The 24,680-nt window shown below is 71.6% G+C and carries 23 protein-coding genes and 3 pseudogenes; 17 read left to right on the top strand and 9 right to left on the bottom strand.

Going from position 1 to position 24,680, the window contains the following annotated elements; genetic code table 11:
• Positions 1 to 62: 62 nt before the first annotated feature.
• From SSPS47_RS28170 to SSPS47_RS28155, 4 genes and pseudogenes are all read right to left on the bottom strand, one after another.
• Positions 63 to 641, bottom strand: a pseudogene (locus tag SSPS47_RS28170) (SPASM domain-containing protein); the annotation flags it as partial.
• A gap of 125 nt (positions 642 to 766) precedes the next feature.
• Positions 767 to 1,570 (bottom strand): annotated as a pseudogene (locus tag SSPS47_RS28165) (MBL fold metallo-hydrolase); the annotation flags it as partial.
• Between the two features lie 11 nt (positions 1,571 to 1,581).
• Complete coding sequence (gene pqqA / locus SSPS47_RS28160; RefSeq protein WP_147875064.1) at positions 1,582 to 1,704, bottom strand: pyrroloquinoline quinone precursor peptide PqqA; 123 nt, start codon at positions 1,702 to 1,704, stop codon at positions 1,582 to 1,584.
• Between the two features lie 219 nt (positions 1,705 to 1,923).
• The gene (locus SSPS47_RS28155; protein WP_164253399.1) at positions 1,924 to 2,472 is read right to left on the bottom strand and encodes a GNAT family N-acetyltransferase; all 549 of its coding nucleotides are present in this window, start codon (positions 2,470 to 2,472) and stop codon (positions 1,924 to 1,926) included.
• Between the two features lie 130 nt (positions 2,473 to 2,602).
• Here SSPS47_RS28155 and SSPS47_RS28150 point away from each other — a divergent pair, with 130 nt between their 5' ends.
• A complete protein-coding gene (locus SSPS47_RS28150; RefSeq protein WP_203557942.1) occupies positions 2,603 to 2,980 on the top strand; it encodes a VOC family protein in 378 nt (125 codons plus the stop codon).
• Positions 2,981 to 3,022: 42 nt separating this feature from the next.
• Here the strand turns inward: SSPS47_RS28150 and SSPS47_RS28145 are convergent, their stop codons facing one another.
• Positions 3,023 to 3,523 (bottom strand): DUF6328 family protein, encoded by a 501-nt coding sequence (locus SSPS47_RS28145; RefSeq protein ID WP_203557941.1) that lies wholly within the window; start codon positions 3,521 to 3,523, stop codon positions 3,023 to 3,025.
• A 676-nt stretch (positions 3,524 to 4,199) separates the two neighbouring features.
• Between SSPS47_RS28145 and SSPS47_RS28140 the strand changes: the two genes are divergently transcribed.
• On the top strand, positions 4,200 to 5,093 hold the full coding sequence (locus SSPS47_RS28140; protein ID WP_239065087.1) for a S1 family peptidase: 894 nt from the start codon (positions 4,200 to 4,202) through the stop codon (positions 5,091 to 5,093).
• 122 nt (positions 5,094 to 5,215) lie between these two features.
• On the opposite strand, the gene SSPS47_RS28135 is transcribed toward SSPS47_RS28140, so the two are convergent.
• On the bottom strand, positions 5,216 to 5,875 hold the full coding sequence (locus SSPS47_RS28135; RefSeq protein ID WP_275405196.1) for a response regulator transcription factor: 660 nt from the start codon (positions 5,873 to 5,875) through the stop codon (positions 5,216 to 5,218).
• A 158-nt stretch (positions 5,876 to 6,033) separates the two neighbouring features.
• Here SSPS47_RS28135 and SSPS47_RS28130 point away from each other — a divergent pair.
• Both SSPS47_RS28130 and SSPS47_RS28125 read left to right on the top strand, forming a co-directional pair.
• Positions 6,034 to 6,961, top strand: a pseudogene (locus tag SSPS47_RS28130) (ATP-binding cassette domain-containing protein).
• Positions 6,958 to 7,740, top strand: a complete 783-nt coding sequence (locus SSPS47_RS28125) for an ABC transporter permease (protein ID WP_164253394.1) — start codon at positions 6,958 to 6,960, stop codon at positions 7,738 to 7,740. Before SSPS47_RS28130 ends, SSPS47_RS28125 begins: the two are co-directional and overlap by 4 nt.
• A gap of 21 nt (positions 7,741 to 7,761) precedes the next feature.
• On the opposite strand, the gene SSPS47_RS28120 is transcribed toward SSPS47_RS28125, so the two are convergent.
• Positions 7,762 to 9,366, bottom strand: a complete 1,605-nt coding sequence (locus SSPS47_RS28120) for a histidine kinase (protein WP_164253393.1) — start codon at positions 9,364 to 9,366, stop codon at positions 7,762 to 7,764.
• Between the two features lie 225 nt (positions 9,367 to 9,591).
• Here SSPS47_RS28120 and SSPS47_RS28115 point away from each other — a divergent pair, with 225 nt between their 5' ends.
• Positions 9,592 to 9,984 (top strand): VOC family protein, encoded by a 393-nt coding sequence (locus SSPS47_RS28115; protein ID WP_203557940.1) that lies wholly within the window; start codon positions 9,592 to 9,594, stop codon positions 9,982 to 9,984.
• Here the strand turns inward: SSPS47_RS28115 and SSPS47_RS28110 are convergent.
• Complete coding sequence (locus SSPS47_RS28110; protein ID WP_164253392.1) at positions 9,924 to 10,676, bottom strand: DUF6597 domain-containing transcriptional factor; 753 nt, start codon at positions 10,674 to 10,676, stop codon at positions 9,924 to 9,926. The genes SSPS47_RS28115 and SSPS47_RS28110 overlap by 61 nt on opposite strands.
• Positions 10,677 to 10,720: 44 nt before the next feature.
• Positions 10,721 to 11,854 (bottom strand): YihY/virulence factor BrkB family protein, encoded by a 1,134-nt coding sequence (locus tag SSPS47_RS28105; protein ID WP_147875073.1) that lies wholly within the window; start codon positions 11,852 to 11,854, stop codon positions 10,721 to 10,723.
• A 17-nt stretch (positions 11,855 to 11,871) separates the two neighbouring features.
• Between SSPS47_RS28105 and SSPS47_RS28100 the strand changes: the two genes are divergently transcribed.
• The 12 genes from SSPS47_RS28100 to SSPS47_RS28050 all read left to right on the top strand — a co-directional run bounded on the left by SSPS47_RS28100 (position 11,872) and on the right by SSPS47_RS28050 (position 24,678).
• On the top strand, positions 11,872 to 13,518 hold the full coding sequence (locus tag SSPS47_RS28100; protein WP_164253391.1) for an acyl-CoA dehydrogenase family protein: 1,647 nt from the start codon (positions 11,872 to 11,874) through the stop codon (positions 13,516 to 13,518).
• Between the two features lie 257 nt (positions 13,519 to 13,775).
• Positions 13,776 to 15,101: a helix-turn-helix domain-containing protein gene (locus SSPS47_RS28095; protein WP_164253390.1), complete on the top strand. Its 1,326-nt coding sequence runs from the start codon at positions 13,776 to 13,778 to the stop codon at positions 15,099 to 15,101.
• Positions 15,102 to 15,106: 5 nt separating this feature from the next.
• Complete coding sequence (locus tag SSPS47_RS28090; RefSeq protein WP_164253389.1) at positions 15,107 to 15,688, top strand: GNAT family N-acetyltransferase; 582 nt, start codon at positions 15,107 to 15,109, stop codon at positions 15,686 to 15,688.
• A gap of 277 nt (positions 15,689 to 15,965) precedes the next feature.
• Positions 15,966 to 17,663, top strand: coding sequence for a nitrite/sulfite reductase (locus SSPS47_RS28085; protein WP_164253388.1), 1,698 nt, complete (start codon positions 15,966 to 15,968; stop codon positions 17,661 to 17,663).
• Positions 17,660 to 17,836, top strand: coding sequence for a hypothetical protein (locus SSPS47_RS34935; protein WP_203557939.1), 177 nt, complete (start codon positions 17,660 to 17,662; stop codon positions 17,834 to 17,836). Before SSPS47_RS28085 ends, SSPS47_RS34935 begins: the two co-directional genes overlap by 4 nt.
• Entirely contained in the window at positions 17,833 to 18,561 is a 729-nt protein-coding gene (locus SSPS47_RS28080; protein WP_164253387.1) for a phosphoadenylyl-sulfate reductase, read from the top strand. Before SSPS47_RS34935 ends, SSPS47_RS28080 begins: the two co-directional genes overlap by 4 nt.
• Positions 18,561 to 19,109, top strand: coding sequence for an adenylyl-sulfate kinase (gene cysC, locus SSPS47_RS28075; RefSeq protein WP_164253386.1), 549 nt, complete (start codon positions 18,561 to 18,563; stop codon positions 19,107 to 19,109). The genes SSPS47_RS28080 and cysC overlap by 1 nt, the downstream gene beginning before the upstream one ends.
• Positions 19,106 to 20,089, top strand: coding sequence for a sulfate adenylyltransferase subunit CysD (gene cysD / locus SSPS47_RS28070; protein WP_239065086.1), 984 nt, complete (start codon positions 19,106 to 19,108; stop codon positions 20,087 to 20,089). The genes cysC and cysD overlap by 4 nt, the downstream gene beginning before the upstream one ends.
• A 2-nt stretch (positions 20,090 to 20,091) precedes the next feature.
• Complete coding sequence (locus SSPS47_RS28065) at positions 20,092 to 21,462, top strand: GTP-binding protein (protein ID WP_164253385.1); 1,371 nt, start codon at positions 20,092 to 20,094, stop codon at positions 21,460 to 21,462.
• A 260-nt stretch (positions 21,463 to 21,722) separates the two neighbouring features.
• The gene (locus SSPS47_RS28060; protein ID WP_164253384.1) at positions 21,723 to 22,841 is read left to right on the top strand and encodes an ABC transporter substrate-binding protein; all 1,119 of its coding nucleotides are present in this window, start codon (positions 21,723 to 21,725) and stop codon (positions 22,839 to 22,841) included.
• Positions 22,842 to 22,913: 72 nt separating this feature from the next.
• Positions 22,914 to 23,705 (top strand): ABC transporter ATP-binding protein, encoded by a 792-nt coding sequence (locus tag SSPS47_RS28055; protein ID WP_164253383.1) that lies wholly within the window; start codon positions 22,914 to 22,916, stop codon positions 23,703 to 23,705.
• Positions 23,692 to 24,678 (top strand): ABC transporter permease, encoded by a 987-nt coding sequence (locus tag SSPS47_RS28050; RefSeq protein ID WP_164253382.1) that lies wholly within the window; start codon positions 23,692 to 23,694, stop codon positions 24,676 to 24,678. The genes SSPS47_RS28055 and SSPS47_RS28050 overlap by 14 nt, the downstream gene beginning before the upstream one ends.
• The last annotated feature ends 2 nt before the right edge of the window (positions 24,679 to 24,680 follow it).

The following is a 24,680-nucleotide window of genomic DNA, read 5'->3' as shown; positions in this document are numbered from 1 at the left end:
CGGTGCTGAGCGGTGCGGTCTGCGGTGCGGTGCGGCCATGGGGGGCCGCGCGAAAGGGAGTTCTAGGGGTGACCGCGTGCGGCTCGGTGGTCGTCGGGGTGGTTTCGGTGGACGTACGAGGGCGTCGTGGGTGCCGCCCCGGCCGGCAGCGGCTCGGGGGCCGTCGGGGTGTCCACCAGGTCACGCACGAGCGCGTGGTCCGGCGACAGGTGGCAGGCCGGGTCCGTCCGCGCGGCGTCGCCGGTGAGCGCGTGGGCCTGGCAGCGGCAGCCGCCGAAGTCCCTGGCGCGCAGCTCGCAGCTACGGCACGGGGCGCTCATCCACTCCTCGCCCCGGTAGAGGTTGAAGGCCCTCGACTCGTGCCAGATCCACGCCAGGGAGTGGTCCTTGACATTGGGCGCGTCCAGCTCCGGCAGGGCGGCGGCGGCCGGGCAGGGGTACACGGTGCCGTCCGGCGCGACCGTCAGCGAGAGGGCGCCCCAGCCGCCCATACAGGGTTTGGCCGTCCCGTCCACGTAGTCCGGCACGACCCACACCAGCTCCAGCCGCCCTGACAGGCGCTCCCGCCACCGCCGGACGGACTGCCTGGCCCGGTGGATCGGGGCGCGATCGGGCAGGAGCGCGTCGCGGTTGCGCTGTGCTCACACTCGATCACCGTTCGGTCGGCGGCGACCTCCGGGCCCCACTCCCCCAGGAGCGTGTGCTGCGGGGCGTCCGGGTCGCAGAGGGGGTTCGTGTTGTTGAGATGCGTGTAGAGGCAGCGGGCGCGCAGTCCGGAGAGCCGGCGGGCGGTGCCGCCCGGTCCCGCGATCGGCAGATGTCCCATGCCGGTGGCGGTGCGGTCCGAGGTACCGGTCCGTACGGGTTCGTCGTCGTCCCAGAAGGTGCCGTCGAGGATCACGCAGTCGGCGGCCTCGACGGCGTCCTGGAAGGTGTCGGTCCAGCGGGCCAGGGCGTGGGCGTAGAGGAGGCTGCGGCCGGTGGCGGTCTCGCGCAGCCGCAGCGCGACCACCCAGGCGGGGTCGTCGTCGGTCCCGTCCGCTCCGCCGGCTCCGTTCGCCGCGTCCGCGGTGGCGGCGTAGCGCGGGCGTTCGGGCGAGACGGGTACGGCGTCGATCTCGACGGCGCCGCCCTTGGTGAGCGGCTCGGGCTCGCCGCCCAGCTCCCGCCATTCGACACGGGTGTACGGGGCGAGGATGGCGTGAAGTCTCATCAGCCCGGTCAGGGCGCCGTGGACGGGACGGGTGGCCAGGACGTCGAATCCACTCGCCTCGCGCAGCGGCGCGGTGCCCAGGGTGTGGTCGAGTTCGGCGTCGGTGAGGATCACTCCGGCCACCGGTGTGTCACGCGCTCCGGGCCCCGGACGCAGTGCGGGGCTGTCCTCGATCTGGTCGCCGCTGTCGGGGGGCGCGTTGACGAGATACCAGCGGTCCTCGTCGGCGCGCGGGGCGAGTGAGGCGTGGCGGCGGCGCCGGTGCGGGTGGGCGCGCGCCCCGGCGCAGCCGGGACACGCGCAGTTCCACTGGGGCAGTCCGCCGCCCGCCGCGGTGCCGAGCACCTGCAGCAGCATGGCGGCGGGGTCTACCGGTCGGTGAGGGCGTAGGCGGTGACCTCCAGCGCGGTCTCGACGACCACGAACTCGGGGGTCTGCCAGTTGATCGTGCCTTCCGTGGGCTCCTGGGCCGTTTCCTGTGAGTCCTTCATGAGCCGTTGCCTGCCTTCCTGAGATGTGGGGGATCAGGGAGTGATGCAGGAGTGACTGCTCGATGACGCACGATGCACGGGACCACCGAACACGCGTTCACATGAGTGTCCGGCGTTCAGCCATGTGCGACAGCGTTACGTCTTGGTGGAGCGCGGTCAATGGGTCCGACCGCATCTCATGCGACCACATCCCGACGCGGATCGGGGGGTCTGTGCGCGTCAACTACCCGTGTGGGGGGCCTGTTCGACCGTTCGGGCCGGAGCGTCACCGGCGGGAGAGAGATGGATGACCAGCTCGGGACGGTCCCACAGCACCGCGGGCGGGTTCGCCGCCACCGTACCGAGGCGTTGCGCGCCGACGCCGAGGTAGAAACCCTCGGCGGGCGGATGCGACACCACGCGTACGGAGCGGACGCCGGCCGCGCGCGCCTCCTCCTTCATATGGTTGATCAGCCGTCGCCCGACCCCGAGGCCCTGCGCGGCGTCGGCGACGAACATCAGGTCCAGTTCGGGCGGGGCGAGCAGCAGGGCGTAGAAGCCGAGCAGCCGCCCGTCCGGGGCCGCGGCGAGGAAGACCCGGTGGGTCTCGACGTAGTCGGGCCCCACGCGGTAGCCGGCGATCATGGGCGCGTACGGGCCCTCGTAGGCGCTGGACGACCGGACCAGCCCGGTCAGCCGCTTGGCGTCACGCGCCGTGGCCCGCCGGACGGACATGTCGGCCGCGGGGCGGACCGCCCGGCCGCCCTTGCCGGTAGTACGCGGAGTCATACTCCGAGTATTACGCATCCGGTGCGGCGGTCCGCACGGCGGACCCGCCCGGACCGGCCGGGCTGCCGGGTCCCGGCCCTGCTTGTACGGTCGGGAACCAGGGGCTCCGGCCGGACGAGAGGAAGCAGCCGTGCTCGGCAGAAGCAAGGCGTTCAGCGGTTTCGCCGTGGACGACATCCCGAGGGCCCGTCTCTTCTACGGCGAGACGCTCGGCCTGGACGTCACCGAGGCGAACGGCATGCTGCGGCTGCGCCTCGCGGGCGGGGCGGAGGTGCTCGTCTACCCGAAGCCGGACCATGTACCCGCCACGTACACGATCCTCAACTTCCCCGTGGACGACGTCGAGACGGCCGTGGACGATCTGGTCCGGCGGGGTGTGCGCTTCGAGCGCTATCCCGGCATGGAGACGGACGAGAAGGGGATCTTCCGGCTGGGCGGCCCGTACATCGCGTGGTTCACCGACCCGGCGGGCAACACCCTCTCCGTACTGCAGGACCGCCCGGCCTGACCGTTCGGCGCCGGTCGCGCGTGACGGGCGGCCCGGCGCCGGTCAATCGGTGGCGGCCCTGGCGCTCTCACGGCGGGCCCAGGCCGGCAGGACGAACCAGCAGAGGACGAACCACAGCACCAGGCCCGCGACGATCCACAGCGCGATGGCGTTGTGGAGCGCCACGCGCAGGATCAGCAGCAGGGCCGACGCCATGGTGCACAGCAGGAAGACCAGCCCGACGAAGGTGAGCCGGGACGCCCACTCGACCATCTGGGGCTTCAGCCGCCGCCCCGTGACCATCCGGTGGAAGGAGACGGGCGCGATGAGCGCGCCGGTGGTGACGGCTCCGAGCACCACCGTCGCGAGGTAGATGTTGGTGTCGGTGTCGGAGAGATCGCCGAAGCGCGGCTGGAAGACCACGGTGAGCAGGAATCCGAACAGGATCTGCACCCCGGTCTGTGCGACGCGCACCTCCTGGAGCAGTTCTGCCCAGCGCCGGTCGGCCCGCTCCTTTGGCGATTCGTCACGGCCCCTGGGCGCGGTCCCGCCGGGTCTTGTCATGTCGTCCGTCATGCACTGCGGGTTTCCCGGCCGGGCCCGTCCATGCGGCGGCTCCCGACGGCACTTCATGGCCAATGCACAGATGAGGGCCACTCCGCAAGGGCGCGACCTTGGCCGATTCCGGACAGGCTCTTTATCTCCAACTCGGGCCAGGATGAAGGTTTTCAGCCATCGATCGAGTGCGCGCAATTCGCACGTACGACACATAAGGCTCCACCGGCCACAGGAGAGGCGTTCGATGAGCCCCACCTGACCCGACTCCCGCGCGGTCGCGCACACGGCCGATATCGGACACCGAACCACCCCGCAAACCCTGCGTGTTCGTGAAGTGACCCGTCGCAGCCTCCGGCACTCAGACTCAAATCCGCTGCCTCGCCGGGAGTTTCCGCCCGTAGCGCGCCACCGGCACGCCTCGCCGGTTCAATTTGCAGCAAACCGCAGCCCATGCGCGTGCAAAGAAAAAATGACGCTCCGTCAGGAGCGTTACCCGGGCCGGACCGTGGCGCGCGTGGCCGGGGTCCGGAAGTCGGCCTTGTGTACGAGGCGCAGCCCGTCAACGATTCCATCCGTGCGGCTCAACAGGTCCACGACCGGCAGAGACCGGCCACGGACCGGCGCACGAACAACGGCCCACACCCCACGGGGCCGTGCTTTCCCCCCACCGATGGAGGATTTCGTGACCTTCAAGCGCTTCTCCCCCCGCAATGGCGTGTCCAGACGCGCTCGTGCCCTGGCCGTTTCCACCGGTCTCGTGGCCGCCGTCGCGCTCGCCGTCCCGTCAGCGGTGGCCGCACCGGCCCCCGAGGCCAAGGTGACGGCGGCTCAGCTCGCCGACGCCAGCTCCGCGGTTCGCGGCGCGGACGTGGCCGGCACCGCCTGGTACACGGACAAGGCCACCGGCAAGATCGTCGTCACCGCCGACAGCACCGTCTCGGCGGCCGAGCTGGCCGAGGTCAAGTCGGCCGTCGCCGGCACCGACGCCGGCGTGACGATCAAGCGCACCCCCGGCACCTTCAGCAAGCTGATCGCCGGCGGCGAGGCCATCACCACCGGTGGCGCCCGCTGCTCCCTCGGCTTCAACGTCACCAACGGCAGCGCCAACTACGCGCTGACCGCCGGTCACTGCACCAACATCGGCAGCAGCTGGTCCATCGGCACGACCGCCGGTTCCAGCTTCCCGGGTGACGACTACGGGATCATCCAGCACGCCGACCCGGGTGCGGCCGACGGCAGGGTCTACCTGTACAACGGCAGCTACCAGGAGATCGACGGCGCGGCCGACCCCGTCGTCGGTCAGGGCGTCACCCGTAGCGGCAGCACGACCGGTCTCCACAGCGGCACGGTCACGGGCCTCAACGCGACCGTGAACTACGGCGCCGACGGCATCGTCTCGGGCCTCATCCAGACCAACGTCTGCGCCGAGCCCGGCGACAGCGGCGGCGCGCTCTTCTCGGGCAGCACGGCGCACGGCCTGACCTCCGGCGGCAGCGGCAACTGCTCCTCCGGCGGCACCACGTTCTACCAGCCGGTCACCGAGGCCCTCAGCGTCTACGGCGTCTCGATCATCTGACCGTCCGAGGCGTCCGGGCCCCGGGGGATGACGATCCCCTGAAGCCCTGAACGACGCAGGGACAGTTGTCCCCGGCGGGCCGCGCCCCAGGCGCGGCCCGCCGTCGTGCGTCCGGCCCGGTCTCAGGACCGGTCGTCGCGGTCCCTGCCGACCAGCCCCGCCTCGTACGCCGCGATCGCCGCCTCCACCCGGTTCCGTACGCCCAACTTGGCCAGGATCGCGCTGACATGGGCCTTCACCGTGCCCTCGACCAGATGCAGGCGTCCGCCGATCTCGGCGTTGGACAGCCCCGCGCCGACCAGCGCCAGGACATCGTGCTCGCGCCCGGTCAGCCGCTCGGCCAGCGGTCTCACCGCCGCGGCACCCGACCCGCCGGCCCGCAGCCCCGCGACGACCCGGGCCGCGACCCTCGGTGAGAGGTACGCGCCGCCCCCGGCCACCGCGTGCACGCCCGCCAGCAGCTCCCCGGGGTCGTCCGCCTTGAGCAGGAACCCGTCGGCCCCGCCGCTCAGCGCGCGGGCGATGAAGTCGTCCTCGCCGAAGGTCGTCAGCATGACCACCGCCGTACCGGGCAGCTCCCGATGGATCCGTTCCGCGGCGCGGATCCCGTCGAGGACCGGCATCTGGATGTCCAACAGGGCGACGTCCGGCCGGTGTTCGCGTACGGCGTCGACGGCGTCCCGGCCGTCGGCCGCCTCCGCGACGACCTCGATCCCCGGATCCCGCGCGAGGATCGCGCGCACTCCCGCGCGGACCAGCGCCTCGTCGTCCGCCACCAGCACTCTCACCACGGGCGGAGTGTACCGAGCAGGGTCACCGCAGGGTCCCCGACGAAAGTCGGGGGTGTGATCGCTGACGAACGCCGGATGTGCGCGCGCACCGGTGATTCGTACCGTCCGAAGGACAGGTACGAATCACCGGAAGAAGGACGGGCACAGACGTGATCACCCTGAGAGGGCTGACCAAACGCTACGGCGGCACCGTCGCCGTGGACGGTCTGACACTGGACATCGCGGAAGGCCGGGTGACCGGTTTCCTCGGCCCGAACGGGGCCGGCAAGTCGACCACCATGCGCATGATCCTCGGACTCGACCACCCGACCGCCGGCACGGCTCTCATCGACGGCAGGCCGTACGCGGCGCTGCGCCGTCCCGTGCGCGAGGTCGGCGCGCTGCTGGACGCGAAGGCCCTGCACCCGGCGCGCTCCGCACGCGGGCATCTGACGGCGCAGGCCCGCAGCAACGGTGTTCCGGTGGGCCGGGTGGACGAGGTCCTGGAGCTGGTGGGACTCGCGTCGGTGGCCCGCAAGCGCGCCGGGGCGTTCTCGCTCGGCATGTACCAGCGGCTCGGCATCGCGGGAGCCCTGCTCGGCGACCCGCGCGTCCTCGTCTTCGACGAGCCCGTCAACGGTCTCGACCCGGACGGGGTGCGCTGGGTACGCGAGCTGATGCGCTCGCTGGCCGCCGAAGGGGCGCACCGTCTTCCTCTCCAGCCATCTCATGAGCGAGATGCAGCTGACGGCCGATCAACTCGTCGTCATCGGGAGGGGAAAGCTCCTCGCGGACACGGCGATGGCGGATTTCCCGGCCGACAGCTCGCAAGCCTCCGTGCGGGTCGGGGTCCCGGGCGCCGACGACCGGCGCGCGCTGATGGGCCGACTGGCCCGGGAGGGCGCGGAGGTTGCGCCGGCCGGTGACACGGAGCTGATCGTGACGGGCCGCACCGCCGGGGAAGTGGGGGACGCGGCGTACGGGTTGGGGGTGCGGCTGCACGAACTGCGGTCGGTATCCGCCTCGTTGGAGCAGGCATACATGGAACTGACGGCCGGAAGCGTGGAGTACGGGGCCGGGACGGGGACCGGGGCATGAGGGACGGGGGCGGCCCGGCGGGCGGGAGCACGCCGGGCGGGGGCGGGTTCCCGGGGGCGGTGGCCGCCGAGTGGACCAAGTTGTGGACGGTGCGGGCCGCCTATGCGTGCCTGGTCGCGGGCGCGCTGCTGATGGGGGTGTTCACCTTCTACTACGGCGCCATCGCCCGTGTCAACGACCATCCCGTCCAGCCGGTCGGCAACGCGCCGGTGACCGCGGCGGTGCTGGTGCAGTTCGTGGTGGTGGTCCTGGCGATGACCACGGTGACGAGCGAGTACGCGACGACCGGCGTGCGCGCGACGCTGCTGTGGGTGCCGGTCAGGCACCGGGTCGAGCTGGCCAAGGCGGTGGTCACGGCGGCGGTGGCGTTCGTGGCCGGTGTGCTGTTCGGGGTGCTGGGAACGGCCGTGGCGTGGGCGTCGTTCGAGGGCCGGGCGACGTTCGACGCCGCCGGGGTGCTCGGTCAAGTGCTCCTGCTGGGCTGCTACTTGGCGCTGGTGGCGGCGCTGACGGTGGGGGTGTCCTTCGCCCTGCGGGCGCCGGCCGCGGTGCTGACGGTGCTCTTCCTGCTGCTCTACGGCGTGCCGACCGTGCTGGTGGGGCTGGGCGGCGATGTGCTGCGAGCCGTCAACGACCGTCTGCCGCACGGCGCGGGCACGCACGCCATGCTGGCCGACGACGCGCCGTATCCGCGGGTGGTGGGCTTCCTGATCGTGGCGGGGTGGGCGGCCGCCGGGCATCTGATCGGACGCGAGGTGCTGCGGCGGCGCGACGCGTAGCCCGGCGGCGGCACGACGCCGTCACCCACTGCCCGACCCGGGCACGACGTCCTTGGAGACCAGCCGGGACCCGCTGTAGCAGAGGCGGTAGACGTCCACCTGGTCGAGCAGGCTGCCGCTGGACCGGTAGTACGCGCAGGTGGTTCCGGCGGGGCGGGGACGGGCCTTGACGGAGTCGGAGACGTAGGGGAACTGCCGCGCCGGCAGGACGTTCGCGAACTCGGCGCGGTCACCCCCCACTTGGAGCTGGGCGTAGTCGGCGGGCCGCAGCACACAGGTCGCGAGCTGGAACGCGGCGTAAGCGGCGGAACCCAGGGTGATCAGCCCGAATCCGCCGGGCACCACGAACGCGGCGGCGAAGCGCAGCCTGGCCCTTCGCCGGGCGGTGGTGAGCTGTCGTACCGACTCCGACCCCGACTCCGATGCCGACCCCGACTCGGCGCAGGACTCGGTGTCGGGATCGGTAACGGCCCCGGACTGCCGCAGCGGCCGGTCCTGGCCCACCCGGTCCGGCATCGTCGCGGCGACCTCGAACCCGGTCCCCCGCGGCGCGGCCCGCAGCGTCCCGCCCACCACCCCTACCCGCTCCCGCAGCCCCGTCAGACCGTGCCCTCCCGACACCGGGCGCGACGGTGGGAGCGACTTTCCCGCGTCCCCGGCCGCGTTGGTCACCCGTACGTCCGTCCGCCCTCCCTCGTGCGTGATCCGCACCCGTACCGCGCCTCCGGGCGCGTGCTTGGCCGCGTTGGTCAGCGACTCACGCACCACCCGGTAGACGGCGCGGTCGACGAGCGGGGAGAGGCCCGGGGGCGCCGGTACGCCGTCGCGCCGCAGGTCCACCGTGACGCCGGAGTCCCGCGCCCGGTCGACCAGTTCCTCGACGGACTCGTCCGTCGGCGCGGCGGCCCGGTCTCCCTCGTCGTCGCGCAACACCCCCACGGTGTCCCGCAGATGACCGACCGCGTCCGACACGGCGGCCCGCAACTCGCCGAGATCCGCCCGGTCCCGGCCGGTCAGCGTGGGTGAGAGTTCCAGGGCGCCGGCCCGTAGCGCGATGAGGCTCAGCTCGTGCCCGAGCGAGTCGTGCATGTCGGCGGCGATCCGGGTCCGTTCCCGCAGCCGGGCCTGTTCGGCGACGAGCCGCTGCTGGCGTTCCAGGAGTTGCGCCCGCTGCCAGCCGCCGCGTACGAAAGCGAGCTGTGCCTGCCAGTAGCGGCCGAAGAGCCAGGGCACCAGCAGCGCCAGGGGGAAGGCCGTCAGCGTGTAGTACCACCACACCGCTCCCCCGCCCAGCGCGGCGCAGAGCACCAGGTCGAGCGCCAGGCAGCCGCCGAAGGCCGGCAGCGCGGAGCGGGTGGTGGTCGGTCCGGTGCCAAGGAGATAGGCCGAGACGGCCAGCGCCACGATGTACGCGTTGGCCGGCGTGACCGGGTGCGCGAGGCCGATCGCGCACAGCGCGTTGACCGCGAACACGGCGGCCACCGGCCACCGGCGGCGGCCCGGGATCGCGACGGCGAGAACGGCCAGGGGCAGCACCAGTTCCAGCGCGACGGAGGACTCGGGGTGGCCCACGAACCAGACGAGCGCGACCCCGGCCAGGGCGAGCCACAGGGCGGTGTCGCGCACGGCGGGGCCGACCACCGTCCAACCGCCCGTACCGCTCCGCGCGCCCGTACCGCCGTCCCGGGCTCTATCGCTGCTCGTCCCACCCCACCACCGCACCGTTCGAGGCTATGTGATCCGCCCCCGCCGCGAACGCCCCCGCCGCGAAAGGGGGCCGGTGGAGGGGGCGTCGACGTCCTGTCCGATTCGTTCAAGACCGTCGCGACGGACCGCGCCTACTTTGGGCGCATGACTCCACGACTCGATCTGATCGGCATCGTCACCTCCGACATGGCGGCCTCACTCGCCTTCTACCGCAGGCTCGGCCTGGACATCCCGGCCGACGCGGACACCGCTCCCCATGTGGAGGCCGCCCTGCCCGGCGGAATGCGGCTGGCGTGGGACACGGAGGACGTCGTGCGCTCGTTCGACCCCGACTGGACCCCGCCGTCGACCGGCGACCGGCTGGGCCTCAACTTCCTCTGCGACAGTCCCGCCGACGTCGACGCGGTCTACGCGGAGCTGACCGGCGCCGGGTACCGCGGGCACCTCAAGCCGTGGAACGCGGACTGGGGCCAGCGCTACGCGGTCGTGCTCGACCCGGACGGCTGCGGAGTCTCGCTCTTCGCCAACGCCTCGTAGGCACCGAGCGTCAGCCCGGTCAGATCGCGCGTCTCCCTGGCGAGATGCGCCTGGTCGGCGCAGCCGGCGGCGACGGCCGCCTCCGCGTAGGGCACCGAGGCCCGTACGAGCGTGAGCGCGCGCTGGAGCCGCAGGACGCGGCCCAGGGTCTTGGGTCCGTAGCCGAAGGCGTCCAGTGAGCGGCGGTGCAGCCCGCGGGTGCCGAGTCCGACGGTGTCCGCGACGGAGGCGACCGTGTGCCCGGCCTCCAGCCCGTCGACGACGGCGCGCAGCAGCGGGTCGGGCGGTCCGGTGACGGCAACCCGGCGCAGTGCCACCGTTTCCAGGGCGGCGGCCGGGTCGGTGGCGGCGGCGACGCGCTCGGCGATCTCGCGTGCCTGAGGGCCCGGCCACAGGTCGGCGAGTGCCACGCGCTGATCGCGCAGCTCGTGCGCCGGTACGCCCAGCAGCGCGGGCGCCACGCCGGGCGCGAAGCGGACCCCGACGACATCGGCGAAGCCGCCACCGCCGTCCGACAGCTTCGGGGCGAAGGCGTGCGTGTCGGGTCCCGCGACGCTCAGCCGGCCGCCGGTCCAGAGAAGATCCATGCAGCCGTCCGGCAGGACGGGGTAGACGGGGCCCTCGTCCCGCCCGGGCGCCGTCCGCGCCCATACGACGACGCCCTCGGCGTGCGACGCCCGTTCGCTGTACACACCTCCAGGTTACCGGCGCCGCCCCGTGGCCCCCCCGGCGGAGATCACGGCCGCTGCTCCTTGTCGCGGCCCGAGTGGAACCGTGACTTCAGATCGTCCGGCGGCAGGAAGCGGGACCATCTCTCGGGGAATTCGGAGGGCATGTCCGGGTCGGGGCCGTACTCGCCGTCGTCCGGCTCCCCCGACAGCGCCTCGGTCCTCGCCACCTGCTCCGCCGCGTGCGCGGCGCGCAGGCGCTCGTTGGCCGCGCGGGCCGCCGCCGTGGCGACGGACGGCCAGACCCGGTCGATGGCGGCGTTGACCGCCGCGCCGACCAGGACCGCGAAGGCCGAGATCCCGATCCACAGCAGGACCGCGATGGGGGCGGCGAGCGATCCGTAGATGGTGGGGCCCTCGACCGTGCTGGTGAGGTAGATCCTCAGCAGGAAGCTGCCGAAGACCCACATCGCGAGGGCGACGAGCGCGCCCGGCACGTCCTCTATCCACGGCGAACGCGCGGGCACCGACACGTGGTAGAGCGTGGTCAGGAAGGCGACGGAGAGCAGGATCACCACCGGCCAGTACAGGACGCTGGCGACCTCCGTGCCCCACGGGATGATGTCGACGACCCTGTCGGGCCCGACCACCGCGAGGGGCAGCACCACGGCCCCGATGAGCAGCGCCACGATGTAGAGGAGGAAGGCGAGCAGCCGGGTGGCGACGATGCCGCGGCGCCCGTCGAGTCCGTACATCACGGTGATCGTGTCGATGAAGACGTTCACCGCGCGGGAGCCCGACCAGAGGGCGATGGCGAAACCGATGGAGATGAGGTCGGGGCGTCCGCCGTGTGTGACGTCCGCCAGCAGCGGTCTCGCGATCTGGTCGACGCCGCGGTCCGAGAGGACCGTGCCGACCGCGGTGAGGATGTTCTCCTCGATCGAGGCCACCGTGGTGGTGTTGGTCCAGTCGTCTATGTACCCGAGCAGGCCGAGGAGACCCATCATCAACGGCGGCAGGGAGAGCAGCGTGAAGAACGCGGCCTCCGCGGCGAGACCGAGAATCCGGTACTCGATGCACGAGTTGACCGTGTCCTTCAGCAGCAGCCAGGTCATCCTCCGCTTGGAGACATTGCGGTAGAGGGCACGGACCCGGCGGAGCCGGCCCGATGGCCGCTCGGGTGTTTCGTTTGCTGCCTGCACCTCCTTACCGTAGCGGCATGACTGCCAGCACTCACACAGTGACCAACCAGGTTCCGCCCCTGGTGGGGTACGACGTCTTCACCGGCGACCGGGTCCTCACGGAAGGGCTGGAGCGGCACTCCACCCCCGAAGTCCTCGACGAGGCGCGGTCGGAGCTGTCCGCGCTCGGCCTGGAGGCCGGTTCGGCGCGGACCCAGGAGTGGGGGACCCTGGCCAACGAGAATCCGCCGAAGCTGCGTACCCACGACCGGTACGGCAACCGGATCGACGAGGTGGAGTTCCATCCGGCCTGGCACCAACTCCTGGACCGGGCGGTGTCGGCGGGGCTCACGGACGCCTGGGGCAGGTCTGACGGGCATCTGCGCCGGGCCGCCGGGTTCTACGTGTGGACGCAGGCAGAGGCCGGGAACGGCTGTCCGCTGTCCATGACGCACGCGGCGGTGCCCGCGCTGCGTACGGAGCCGGCCCTGGCCGCCGAGTGGGAGCCGCGGCTCACCTCGCACCGGTACGAACCCGGTCTGCGGCCCGCCGCCGAGAAGGCCGGGGCGCTGTTCGGGATGGGCATGACCGAGAAGCAGGGCGGCAGCGACGTACGGGCCAACACGACGGCCGCGAGGCCGCTCGACGCCGACGGCGAGTATCTGCTCACCGGACACAAGTGGTTCTGTTCGGCGCCGATGTGCGACGGGTTCCTGGTGCTGGCTCAGGCGCCGGCCGGGCTGACGTGCTTCCTCGTGCCCCGGGTGCTGCCGGACGGCACGCGCAACGTGTTCCTGATCCAGCGACTGAAGGAGAAGCTGGGCAACAGGTCGAACGCGTCGAGCGAGGTGGAGTTCGACGGCACGTGGGCCCGCCGGGTCGGCGAGGAGGGGCGCGGGGTGCGCACCATCATCGAGATGGTGGCGGCGACGCGGGTGGACTGTGTGCTCGGATCGGCGGCGCTGATGCGGCAGTCGGTCGCGCAGGCGGTCCATCACGCCGCGTACCGCAGCGCGTTCGGCGGTGAGTTGATCGACAAGCCGCTGATGCGCAACGTACTGGCCGATCTGGCGCTGGAGTCGGAGGCCGCGACGACGCTGGCTCTGCGGCTGGCGGCGGCGCAGGACGCGGTGCAGAGCACCGGCTCGGAGACGGAGCGGGCGTTTCTGCGGCTCGCGGTGCCGACGGCCAAGTACTGGGTGACGAAGCGGTGTACACCGGTCGCGGCCGAGGCGCTGGAGTGTCTGGGCGGCAACGGTTACGTCGAGGAGTCGGGGATGCCGCGGCTGTTGCGCGAGTCGCCGCTCAACTCGATCTGGGAGGGTTCGGGCAATGTGCAGGCGCTCGACGTGCTGCGCGCGCTCCAGCGCGAGCCCGAGGCGCTGAACGCGTTCCTCCAGGAGGTGGGCAGGGCGCGCGGCGCGGACCACCGGCTGGACGGGGCGATCAAGGACCTGCTGACCGAACTCGCCGATCTGGACGGTGTCGAGGCCCGCGCGCGACGGCTGGTGGAGCGGATGGCGCTGGTGCTCCAGGGGTCGCTGCTGGTGCGGTGGGCGCCGCCGGCGGTCGCGGACGCGTTCTGCGCGTCACGGCTCGGCGGGGACTGGGGTACGGCCTTCGGCACGCTGCCGCACAGTCTGGACCTGGAGTCGGTGGTGACGCGCGCGCGGGCGGTCGGCTGAGACGCCGGCGCCCGGCCGTGGCCGGTGCGGTGTTCCCCTGTTCAGGGCCGTGGGTGGTGCTGCGCCGACACGGCACCACCCACGACTTGCTGTCACCTTCACGCATGGCAGCGGCCGTTCGCCAGGGTTGCAAGTGGTTGCAGAAAATATCCGAACCGCCGCCCGTGAACGGGCCGGAACGGCACGATGGAGCGAGCGGAGCGATCAGCTCCGCATAATGCGGAATCGATACATCGCCGTACGCCGCCGGGGGCCCGATGAAGCACACACCGCTCAACCTGTCCCGCCTGGCCGCGATGGACGGCGGCCGGGCGACACGGCTGCTCCAGGAGATCCGGGAGGCGTCGCTGGCCGGTGACCGGCCGCCGATGCCGCCCCGCCCCGTCATCGAGGCGTCGTGGCAGCGGATGCGGCGCCTTGGCGTGAGCCCCCACCAGGAGACCGGCCCGGTGGTGATGACGCCGGAGGAACTCGAACACCGGCGTCGCACATCGGCACTCGGTGAGGTGATACGCGGCGTCTGTGACGGGCTCGGCGGCTTCGTCGACGCCTCGCTCCAGATCCTGGTGGTCTCCGACGAACAGGGCCGCGTCCTGTGGCGCGAGGGCAACGCCAAGGTGATGCGGCGGGCCGACGGCATCAGCCTGGAGGAGGGCGTGTCCTGGGCCGAGGGGGCCACGGGGACCAACGCGATCGGCACGGCGCTCACCGCCGGGGCTCCGGTGCAGGTCCACTCGGCCGAGCACTTCGTGCACACCCTGACGCGGTGGACCTGCGCGGCGGCGCCGGTGCACGATCCGCGCGACGGACGGCTGCTCGGTGTCGTCGACGTGAGCGGCCCGGCGACGAGTTTCCATCCGGCGACGCTGGCGCTGGTGACCGCCGTCGCCAGACTCGCCGAGAGCGAGCTGCGGGAGCGGCATCTGCGGGCCGTGGAGCGGCTGCGCTCGGTGGCGGCGCCGATCCTGTGCCGGGTGGGCGGGCGGGCCGCGGCCGTCGACACACACGGCTGGACGGCCGCCGTGACGGGTATGGCGCCGGTCGACCGGCTGCCGCTGCCCAAGTCGGTGCGGCCGGGACGGCTCTGGCTGCCAACGCTCGGCATGTGCACCGTCGAGCCGCTGCCCGGCGGCTGGCTGCTGACGGTGGAGGAGGAGCCGCCGCCGGACGCGCCCAGCAAGGTCGTGCTGGACCTGAGCCGGCCCCGGCGGTGGTCCGTGACGGTCTCGGGGGCGGCGGGCAGCTGGGCGCAGGAGCTGACCCCGCGCCACGCCGAGCTGCTGTACGTGCTGGCCGTGCGCCGGGACGGCCGGAGCGCGGCGGAGCTGGCGGCCGACGTCTTCGGGGACCCGACGCGCACGGCGACGGTGCGGGCCGAGATGTCGCGGGTGCGGCGTCATCTGGCGGGGGTGCTCGCCCACCGGCCGTACCGCTTCAAGGAGGAGGTCGAGGTGTCGGTCTTACGGCCGGACCACCCGACGGACCTGCTCCCCCACTCGACGGCCCCGGCGGTGACGGACGGACGGTCCGCAAATGAGCCGCCGCGGCCGGTTTGGCCGGAGGAAGGCCGCGTGGTTCCCTGACGCCCATGAGCATCACTGTGACCACCTGGTCCCTGGAACAGACCTCACCGGCCGATCTGCGGCCGGCCACCGCGCCCGACGGCGACGTGCGGATCGTCCGGTCCGAGGTCCCCTCGGCGGAGTTCAGCCGGTTCCTCTACACCGCCGTCGGCGGTGACATCCGCTGGACCGACCGGCTCTCCCTGTCGTACGAGGAGTGGCACGAGGCCGTCTCCCGGCCGGGCGTCGAGACCTGGGTGGCGTACGAGAGGGGCACTCCGGCGGGTTACGTGGAGCTGGAGGCAAGGGACGACGGCACGGTCGAGATCGTGTACTTCGGGCTCATCCCGGCCTTCCGGGGCCGCCGTATCGGCGGGCACCTGCTGTCGTACGGTGTGGCGCGCGCCTGGGACATGGCGGAGCGCAGGCCGGAGCGGACGCCCACGAAGCGGGTCTGGCTGCACACCTGCTCCAAGGACGGGGAGCACGCGATGGACAACTATCTGCGGCGTGGCTTCACCCTCTTCGACACGAAGGTGACCGAGGAGCCGGACGTGACGGCGCCGGGTCCGTGGGCCGGCGCCCATCCGACACCCCATCCCGGATAGTGGGACACTCGCGTCCACATCGTGGATCGTAGTGGACTGCCCTCAGATCCGCGTGCCAGGCTTCCCCCATGTCTACAGCTGGAATTGCCTTGGTGAGTCGGCGGCACGTCGATCTCGGCCGCATGTCCAGCGCCATCTGTCGACCGAGCTGACCAGCACAGCTCCTGTCGCCCCCCTCGCTCGCCCCCGCTCGTCCCTCCCTCTGCGCACCGCTGCGCCGTCAGCCCTGTGTGCAGGTCAGAGCCGCCCTCCGTAGTCCCGAAGGACGTATCCAGCCATGGCCGCCACCCCTGAGAAGCCCGCTGCCGCCACGCCCCGCCGCAAGGTGAGCCGTCACCGCGGCGAGGGCCAGTGGGCCGTGGGTCACTTCACTCCCCTCAACGCCAACGAGCAGGCCAAGAAGGACGACGACGGTCTCAATGTGCGGACACGCATTGAGACGATCTACTCAAAGGCCGGATTCGACTCCATCGACCCCGCCGACCTGCGGGGACGGATGCGCTGGTGGGGGCTGTACACCCAGCGCAAGCCCGGCATCGACGGCGGCAAGACCGCGATCCTGGAGCCGGAGGAGCTGGACGACGAGTACTTCATGCTGCGGGTCCGGATCGACGGCGGCCGGCTGACCACCGAGCAGCTGCGGGTCATCGGCCAGATCTCGCACGAGTTCGGCCGGGACACCGCCGACATCACCGACCGGCAGAACATCCAGCTGCACTGGATCCGGATCGAGGACGTTCCCGGGATCTGGCGACGGCTGGAGGACGTCGGCCTGTCGACCACCGAGGCCTGCGGTGACACGCCCCGCGTGATCCTCGGCTCACCGGTCGCGGGCGTGGCCGAGAACGAGATCATCGACGGCACCCCGGCGATCGACGAGATCAACGCCCGTTTCATCGGCACCAAGGAGTTCTCGAACCTCCCGCGCAAATTCAAGACGGCCGTCTCAGGATCGCCGCTGCTCGATGTCGCGCACGAGATCAACGACATCGCCTTCGTCGGTGTCGAGCACCCCGACCACGGCCCCGGCTTCGACCTGTGGGTCGGCGGCGGCCTGTCGACCAACCCCAAGATCGGTCAGCGGCTCGGCGCCTGGGTCCCGCTGAACGAGGTGGCCGACGTCTGGGCCGGCGTCATCGCGATCTTCCGTGACTACGGCTACCGCAGGCTGCGCACCCGCGCCCGGCTGAAGTTCCTCCTCGCCGACTGGGGCGCGGAGAAGTTCCGGCAGATCCTTCAGGACGAGTATCTGAAGCGGACGCTCATCGACGGTCCCGCGCCCGCGACGCCCGTGGAGGAGTGGCGCGACCACGTCGGAGTGCACCGCCAGAAGGACGGCCGCTTCTACGTCGGCTTCGCGCCGCGTGTCGGCCGGGTGGACGGCCCGACCCTGAAGAACATCGCGGACCTCGCCGAGGAGCACGGCTCCGGCCGGGTGCGGACCACCGTCGAGCAGAAGATGATCGTGCTCGACGTGGCCGAGGACCGGGTCGAGTCGCTCGTCGCCGGCCTGGAATCGCTCGACCTGCGGGTCAAGCCGTCACCGTTCCGGCGCGGCACGATGGCCTGCACCGGGATCGAGTTCTGCAAGCTGGCGATCGTCGAGACCAAGGCGCGCGGCGCCTCGCTGATCGACGAACTGGAGGACCGTATCCCCGACTTCGACCAGCCGATCACCATCAACGTCAACGGCTGCCCCAACGCCTGCGCCCGGATCCAGGTCGCGGACATCGGTCTCAAGGGACAGTTGATGCTGGACGACGACGGCAACCAGGTCGAGGGATACCAGGTGCACCTCGGCGGCGCGCTCGGTCTGGAGCCCTCGTTCGGCCGCAAGGTCCGGGGTCTGAAGGTCACCGCCACCGAACTCCCCGACTACGTCGAGCGTGTCCTGACGCGCTTCCAGAAGGAGCGCGAGAGCGACGAGCGCTTCGCCACCTGGGCGGCCCGCGCGTCCGAGGAGGCGCTGTCGTGAACGAGCGCGCCGCCCCGTTCCACTGCCCCTACTGCGGCGACGAGGACCTGCGCCCGAATGAACAGGGCCACGGCGCCTGGGAATGCGAGGCCTGCAACCGGGCCTTCCAGCTGAAGTTCCTCGGGCTGCTGACCCGTGGCCTGACGACGGACGACGGAGGGGAACGGATATGACGACTCTCACCGGGACCGACGCACGGACGGCCGCCGACCGGAAGGCGGCCGAGCTGAGGGAAACCGCCGAACGCGCGGGCCGCGAACTCGAGGACGCCCCCGCCCTGGAGATCCTCACCTGGGCCACCACCACCTTCGGCACGCGCTTCTGCGTCACCTCCTCCATGGAGGACGCGGTGGTCGCCCATCTCGCCTCCCGCGCCCTGCCCGGCGTCGACGTGGTCTTCCTCGACACCGGCTACCACTTCCCCGAGACGATCGGCACCCGTGACGCCGTCGCCGCCGTGATGGACGTCAACGTCATCACGCTCACCCCCCTGCGGACGGTGGCCGAACAGGACGCCGAGCACGGACCGCGGCTGCACGACCGCGACCCCGACCTGTGCTGCGCCCTGCGCAAGGTCAAGCCCCTCGAAGAGGGCCTGACCGCGTACGACGCCTGGGCGACGGGGCTGCGCCGCGACGAGTCGCCGACCCGCGCCGCCACCCCGGTCGTCGGCTGGGACGACAAGCGCCGCAAGGTCAAGGTCTCGCCGATCGCACGCTGGACCCAGGAGGACGTGGAGGCGTACGTCGCCGAACACGGCGTCCTCACCAACCCGCTGCTCCAGGACGGCTACGCCTCCGTGGGCTGCGCGCCCTGCACCCGCCGGGTGCTGGAGGGCGAGGACGCCCGCGCCGGCCGCTGGGCGGGCAACTCCAAGACCGAATGCGGGCTGCACTGATGAGCCCTACCGAGCAGGGCGCGACGATCTGGCTCACCGGACTGCCCAGCGCGGGCAAGACCACCATCGCCGTCGAACTGGCCGGCCGGCTGCGCGCCGAGGGCCACCGCGTGGAGGTCCTGGACGGCGACGAGATCCGCGAGTTCCTCTCCGCGGGCCTCGGCTTCGGCCGCGAGGACCGGCACACCAACGTGCAGCGCATCGGATTCGTCGCCGAACTGCTGGCGTCGAACGGCGTCAAGGCGCTGGTACCGGTGATCGCCCCGTACACCGACAGCCGCGAGGCCGTACGCAAGCGCCACCAGAGTGAGGGCACCGCGTATCTGGAGGTACATGTCGCGACTCCGGTCGAGGTGTGCTCCGTACGGGACGTGAAGGGCCTGTACGCGAAGCAGGCGGCCGGCGAGATCAGCGGTCTCACCGGTGTCGACGACCCCTACGAGGCCCCCGAGGAGCCCGATCTGCGTATCGAGTCGCACACGCAGTCCGTGCAGGAGTCCGCGGCGGCGCTCCACGCGCTGCTCACCGAGAGGGGTCTGGCCCGATGACCACCACCGTCGCATCCGTCACCGGCGGCACCGATGGCAGCGACCGAGGCGAGGGTGCCGGGACCACCGGCGGCGGCGAGGCCCCGTACGCCCTGAGTCATCTGGACGCCCTGGAGTCGGAGGGTGTGCACATCTTCCGTGAGGTGGCGGGCGAGTTCGAGCGGCCGGTGATCCTCTTCTCCGGCGGCAAGGACTCCATCGTTATGCTGCATCTGGCGCTGAAGGCGTTCGCGCCCGCGCCGGTGCCCTTCACCCTGCTGCACGTCGACACCGGTCACAACTTCCCCGAGGTGCTGGCCTACCGCGACCGTACGGTGGCCGAGCACGGGCTGCGCCTGCACGTCGCGTCCGTGCAGGAGTACATCGACGCGGGGACGTTGCGCGAGCGCCCGGACGGCACCCGTAACCCGCTCCAGACCCTGCCGCTGACGGAGAAGATCCAGGCCGAGCGGTTCGACGCGGTCTTCGGCGGCGGCCGCCGCGACGAGGAGAAGGCGCGGGCGAAGGAGCGGGTGTTCTCCCTGCGCGACGAGTTCTCCCAGTGGGACCCCCGCCGCCAGCGCCCCGAGCTGTGGCAGCTCTACAACGGGCGGCACGCGCCGGGCGAGCACGTCCGGGTCTTCCCGCTGTCCAACTGGACCGAGCTGGACGTGTGGCAGTACATCGCACGCGAGGGCATCGAGCTGCCGGAGATCTACTTCGCGCACGAGCGCGAGGTCTTCAACCGCCACGGCATGTGGCTGACGGCCGGTGACTGGGGCGGCCCCAAGGACGGCGAGCCCACCGAGACCCGCCTCGTGCGCTACCGCACCGTCGGCGACATGTCCTGCACGGGCGCCGTCGACTCCGACGCCACCACGCTGGACGCCGTCATCACGGAGATCACCGCCTCCCGCCTCACCGAGCGCGGCGCCTCCCGCGCCGACGACAAGATGTCCGAGGCCGCCATGGAAGACCGCAAGCGCGAAGGGTACTTCTAACGATGACCACAGGTCACCCGGCCGCCGCCGACCAGCTGGCCGAGCAGTTGTCGGCCACCACCCTGCTGCGCTTCGCCACCGCCGGTTCCGTGGACGACGGCAAGTCCACTCTGGTGGGGCGGCTGCTGCACGACTCGAAGTCCGTGCTCACCGACCAGTTGGAGGCCGTCGAGCGCGCCTCGCTCGGCCGCGGCCAGGACACCCCCGACCTGGCGCTGCTGACCGACGGACTGCGAGCCGAGCGCGAGCAGGGCATCACCATCGATGTCGCCTACCGCTACTTCGCCACGCCCCGGCGCCGGTTCATCCTCGCCGACACCCCCGGGCACGTGCAGTACACCCGGAACATGGTGACCGGCGCCTCCACCGCCGAGCTGGCCGTCGTGCTGGTCGACGCGCGCAACGGGGTGGTCGAACAGACCCGCAGGCACGCGGCGGTGGCGGCCCTGCTGCGGGTCCCGCACGTGGTGCTGGCCGTCAACAAGATGGATCTCGTGGAGTACGCGGAGCCCGTGTTCGCCGCGATCGCCGAGGAGTTCATCGCGTACGCCGCCTCGCTCGGCGTCCCCGAGGTCACCGCGATCCCGATCTCGGCGCTGGCCGGGGACAACGTGGTGGAGCCCTCGGGAAACATGGACTGGTACGGCGGGCCGACCGTCCTGGAGCACTTGGAGACCGTCGCCGTCAGCCACGATCTGTCCGGCTGCCCGGCCCGCTTCCCCGTCCAGTACGTGATCCGGCCGCAGAGCGCCGAGCACCCCGACTACCGCGGCTACGCGGGCCAGATCGCCTCCGGCGTGCTGCGCGTCGGCGAGGCCGTGACCGTGCTGCCGTCGGGCCGCACCAGCACCATCGAGGGCATCGACGCGCTCGGTGAGAGCGTCGACATCGCGTGGGCGCCGCAGTCGGTGACGATCCGGCTGGGGGACGACGTGGACGTCTCGCGCGGCGATCTGATCGCGCCCAGCTCCGGTGTCCCCGCGAGCACGCAGGACGTCGAGGCGACCGTCTGCCATGTCGCGGACCGGCCGCTCACCGTCGGCCAGCGGGTGCTGCTGAAGCACACGACGCGCACGGTGAAGGCCATCGTGAAGGACATCCCGTCCCGGCTCACCCTGGACGACCTGTCGCAGCATCCCGCGCCGGGGCAGCTCGTCGCCAACGACATCGGCCGGGTCACGGTCCGCACCGCCGAACCGCTGGCGCTCGACGCCTACCGCGACTCGCGCCGTACGGGCTCCTTCATCCTGATCGACCCGGCCGACGGCACCACGCTGTCGGCCGGTATGGCGGGCGACTCGTTCGCCGCCGAACCGCCGGCCGTCCCGGCGGACGCCCAGGACGCAGCTGCCGACGAGGGCTGGGACTTCTGATGCCCGTCGAGATGGTGGATGTCTTCGCGACGTTCGCGAAGGAGGGCGGCCGGGTCGGCAGCGGCGCCCTCGGCGCGGGGACCGGCGGGGTGGCGCGATGTGCGTGCTGACGTACGCGCACCGCACGCGCGCCCAGAGCACCGGCGCGACCGCCGTGTCACGCCCGCCGCGTCTGTTCCGCCGAAGACCTGCCGACATCCCGGCCACGCCGCCTCGCCACCGAGGGACGTGAGCACGGGCCGACGAGAGGAAGACCTCCCGTGCCAGCCACCCGCGCCGCCCGGCGCCGCCGACGTGCCATCGCCGCCGTCGCGGCCCTGCCCCTCCTCGCCGTGGTACTCGGTGCCTGTGGCTACGGTTCCGAGGGCGAGAAGGACGAGAAGGTCGCTCCCGCCGCCGAGGGCGAGAAGATAGGCGGCCTCGGCGAGGTGAAGATCGGCTACTTCGCCAACATCACGCACGCCACCGCGCTGGTCGGCCTCCAGGAGGGCCTGATCCAGAAGGAGTTGGGCGGCACCAAGATCAAGCCGCAGGTCTTCAACGCGGGCCCCTCGGAGATCGAGGCGCTCAACGCGGGCGCGATCGACATCGGCTGGATCGGTCCCTCCCCCTCGGTCAACGGCTTCACGAAGTCCAAGGGCCAGAACCTCCGGATCATCTCGGGCTCGGCCTCCGGCGGTGTCTCGCTCGTCGTCAATCCCAAGAAGATCAAGTCCCTCGACGACCTCAAGGGCAAGCGCATCGCGACGCCGCAGCTCGGCAACACGCAGGATGTGGCGCTGCTCAACTACCTGTCGGAGAAGGGCCTGAAGGTCGACACCAACACCGGCAAGGGCGACGTCACCGTCATCCGACAGGACAACAAGCAGATCCCCGCGTCCTTCGAGTCCCGTTCACTGGACGGCGCGTGGGTGCCCGAGCCGACCGCTTCGAAGCTGGTCGCGGGCGGCGGTTCGGTGCTGCTGGACGAGAAGAAGCTGTGGAAGGACGGCGAGTTCGTCATCACGAACGTGATCGTCTCCCAGAAGTTCCTCAAGGAGCACCCGGACGTCGTCGAGGCGGTGCTGCGCGGCTCGGTGAAGACGAACGCCTGGATCAACGAGAACCCGGACGAGGCGAAGGCCGCGGCCAACGCCAAGCTCAAGGCGGACTCGGGGGCGGCGCTGCCGCCCGAGGTGATCGACCCGGCGTGGAAGAACGTCGACATCACCGACGACCCGCTGGCCTCCACGCTGAGCGTGTCGTCCGAGCACGCGGTGAAGGCGGGCCTGCTCGAAGACCCGCTGCTCGACGGCATCTACGACCTGTCGCTGCTCAACAAGGTGCTGAAGGCGGACGGCAAGCCCGCGATCGACGACGCCGGTCTCGGCGCCGAGTAGCCGGGCGACCCGAGCAGCCGACCAGTCGCCCGACCCGACCCGCAACCGGATCGCCCCCAGGAGGTGTGACTCATGGCCACCGCACTCGTCAAGCCGGCCGCAACGGTCGACACACAACCGTACGCCACCCGTCTCGACCATGTGTCCAAGTCGTTCGGCCGGCCCGGCGGCCGCCAGCTGGTGCTGGACGACGTCAGCATCGACGTGGCGCCCGGCGAGTTCGTGACCCTGCTGGGGGCGTCCGGCTGCGGAAAATCCACCCTGCTCAACCTGGTCGCCGGGCTCGACCTGCCGTCGGCGGGGTCCATCGACGTCCCCGGCGGCCGGCCCGCCCTGATGTTCCAGGAGCACGCGCTGTTCCCGTGGCTCACCGCGGGCAAGAACATCGAACTCGCCCTGAAGATGCGGGGCATGTCCAAGGCCGAGCGGCGCGGTGAGGCCGAACGGCTCCTTGAGCTGGTACGGCTGAAGGGCGCGTACGGCAAGCGGGTGCACGAACTGTCCGGCGGTATGCGCCAGCGGGTCGCGCTGGCCCGTGCGCTGGCGCAGGACAGCCAACTGCTGCTGATGGACGAACCGTTCGCCGCGCTCGACGCCATCACCCGGGATGTGCTCCACGAGGAGCTGACCCGGATCTGGGCCGAGACGAACGTGTCGGTCCTGTTCGTCACGCACAACGTCCGCGAGGCGGTGCGGCTCGCTCAGCGCGTGGTGCTGATGTCGTCACGGCCGGGGCGGATCGCGCGGCAGTGGCGTATCGACATCCCGCAGCCGCGCCGGATCGAGGATGCCGCGGTGGCCGACCTGTCCGTGGAGATCACCGAAGAACTGCGGGGGGAGATCCGCCGACATGGCCAGCACTGAGACCGGGGTTTCCGGGGCACCGGAGGCCTCCGACGCCGCCGGGACCTCCGGGAATCCGGCGGCTTCCGGGCGCGAGGCGTCCGGCCCGAAGCCGTCGAAGAGCCGGAAGTCGTCCAAGGAAGACCTGGCGGGCCTGGAGGCCGGCCTGGACGCGCTGGAGACCAGGACCGCCGAGCGGGTGTCCCTGGGCAGCGTCCTGCTTTCCAAGATCGTCCCGCCGCTGGTGGCGGTCGTCCTGGTGATCACGGTCTGGCAGCTCGCCGCCGCCTCCGACCTCAAGCCCGACTACGTACTGCCGGGGCCGCTCGACGTCTGGCGCTCCATCGAGAAGATGTGGCTGGACGGCACGCTGCTCGGCTACATCTGGACCAGTATCTCGCGGGGCGCGCTGGGCTTCGCCGTCTCCGTCGCCATCGGCACCCCGCTGGGGCTGCTGGTCGCACGGGTCAAGGTGGTACGGGCCGCGATCGGACCGATCCTGTCCGGCCTCCAGTCCCTGCCGTCCGTGGCCTGGGTGCCCGCGGCGATCATCTGGTTCGGTCTGACCGACGCCACCATCTACGCGGTGGTGCTGCTGGGCGCCGTACCGTCCATCGCCAACGGTCTGGTGGCGGGTGTCGACCAGATCCCGCCGCTGTACCTGCGGGCCGGGCGGACCATCGGCGCCACCGGCGTCAACAGCATCAGGCACGTCCTGCTCCCCGCCGCGCTGCCCGGCTATCTGGCAGGCTTGAAGCAGGGCTGGGCGTTCTCCTGGCGTTCGCTGATGGCCGCCGAGCTGATCGCCAGCTCGCCCGACCTCGGTACGGGACTCGGCCAGCTCATGGAGAACTTCCGCACCTACAGCGACATGTCCGGTGTGCTGGCCACGATCATCCTCATCCTGATCGTCGGCATCGGCATCGACCTGCTGTTCTTCTCGCCCCTGGAGCGCCGCGTCCTGCGCAGCCGCGGTCTCCTGGTCAGGAGCTGATC

This window comes from Streptomyces sp. S4.7 (assembly GCF_010384365.1).
Classification (GTDB): Bacteria; Actinomycetota; Actinomycetes; order Streptomycetales; family Streptomycetaceae; genus Streptomyces.
This window is presented reverse-complemented; position numbering and strand designations above follow the sequence as displayed.

Bases quoted from the DNA above. Each gene is read 5' to 3' on its own strand.
- pqqA (WP_147875064.1), bottom strand. From the start codon at position 1,704: ATGAAGGACTCACAGGAAACGGCCCAGGAGCCCACGGAAGGCACGATC.
- SSPS47_RS28155 (WP_164253399.1), bottom strand. From the start codon at position 2,472: ATGACTCCGCGTACTACCGGCAAGGGCGGCCGGGCGGTCCGCCCCGCG.
- SSPS47_RS28145 (WP_203557941.1), bottom strand. From the start codon at position 3,523: ATGACAAGACCCGGCGGGACCGCGCCCAGGGGCCGTGACGAATCGCCA.
- SSPS47_RS28125 (WP_164253394.1), top strand. From the start codon at position 6,958: ATGAGGGACGGGGGCGGCCCGGCGGGCGGGAGCACGCCGGGCGGGGGC.
- SSPS47_RS28115 (WP_203557940.1), top strand. From the start codon at position 9,592: ATGACTCCACGACTCGATCTGATCGGCATCGTCACCTCCGACATGGCG.
- SSPS47_RS28100 (WP_164253391.1), top strand. From the start codon at position 11,872: ATGACTGCCAGCACTCACACAGTGACCAACCAGGTTCCGCCCCTGGTG.
- SSPS47_RS28095 (WP_164253390.1), top strand. From the start codon at position 13,776: ATGAAGCACACACCGCTCAACCTGTCCCGCCTGGCCGCGATGGACGGC.
- SSPS47_RS28090 (WP_164253389.1), top strand. From the start codon at position 15,107: ATGAGCATCACTGTGACCACCTGGTCCCTGGAACAGACCTCACCGGCC.
- SSPS47_RS28085 (WP_164253388.1), top strand. From the start codon at position 15,966: ATGGCCGCCACCCCTGAGAAGCCCGCTGCCGCCACGCCCCGCCGCAAG.
- SSPS47_RS28080 (WP_164253387.1), top strand. From the start codon at position 17,833: ATGACGACTCTCACCGGGACCGACGCACGGACGGCCGCCGACCGGAAG.
- cysC (WP_164253386.1), top strand. From the start codon at position 18,561: ATGAGCCCTACCGAGCAGGGCGCGACGATCTGGCTCACCGGACTGCCC.
- cysD (WP_239065086.1), top strand. From the start codon at position 19,106: ATGACCACCACCGTCGCATCCGTCACCGGCGGCACCGATGGCAGCGAC.
- SSPS47_RS28065 (WP_164253385.1), top strand. From the start codon at position 20,092: ATGACCACAGGTCACCCGGCCGCCGCCGACCAGCTGGCCGAGCAGTTG.
- SSPS47_RS28055 (WP_164253383.1), top strand. From the start codon at position 22,914: ATGGCCACCGCACTCGTCAAGCCGGCCGCAACGGTCGACACACAACCG.
- SSPS47_RS28050 (WP_164253382.1), top strand. From the start codon at position 23,692: ATGGCCAGCACTGAGACCGGGGTTTCCGGGGCACCGGAGGCCTCCGAC.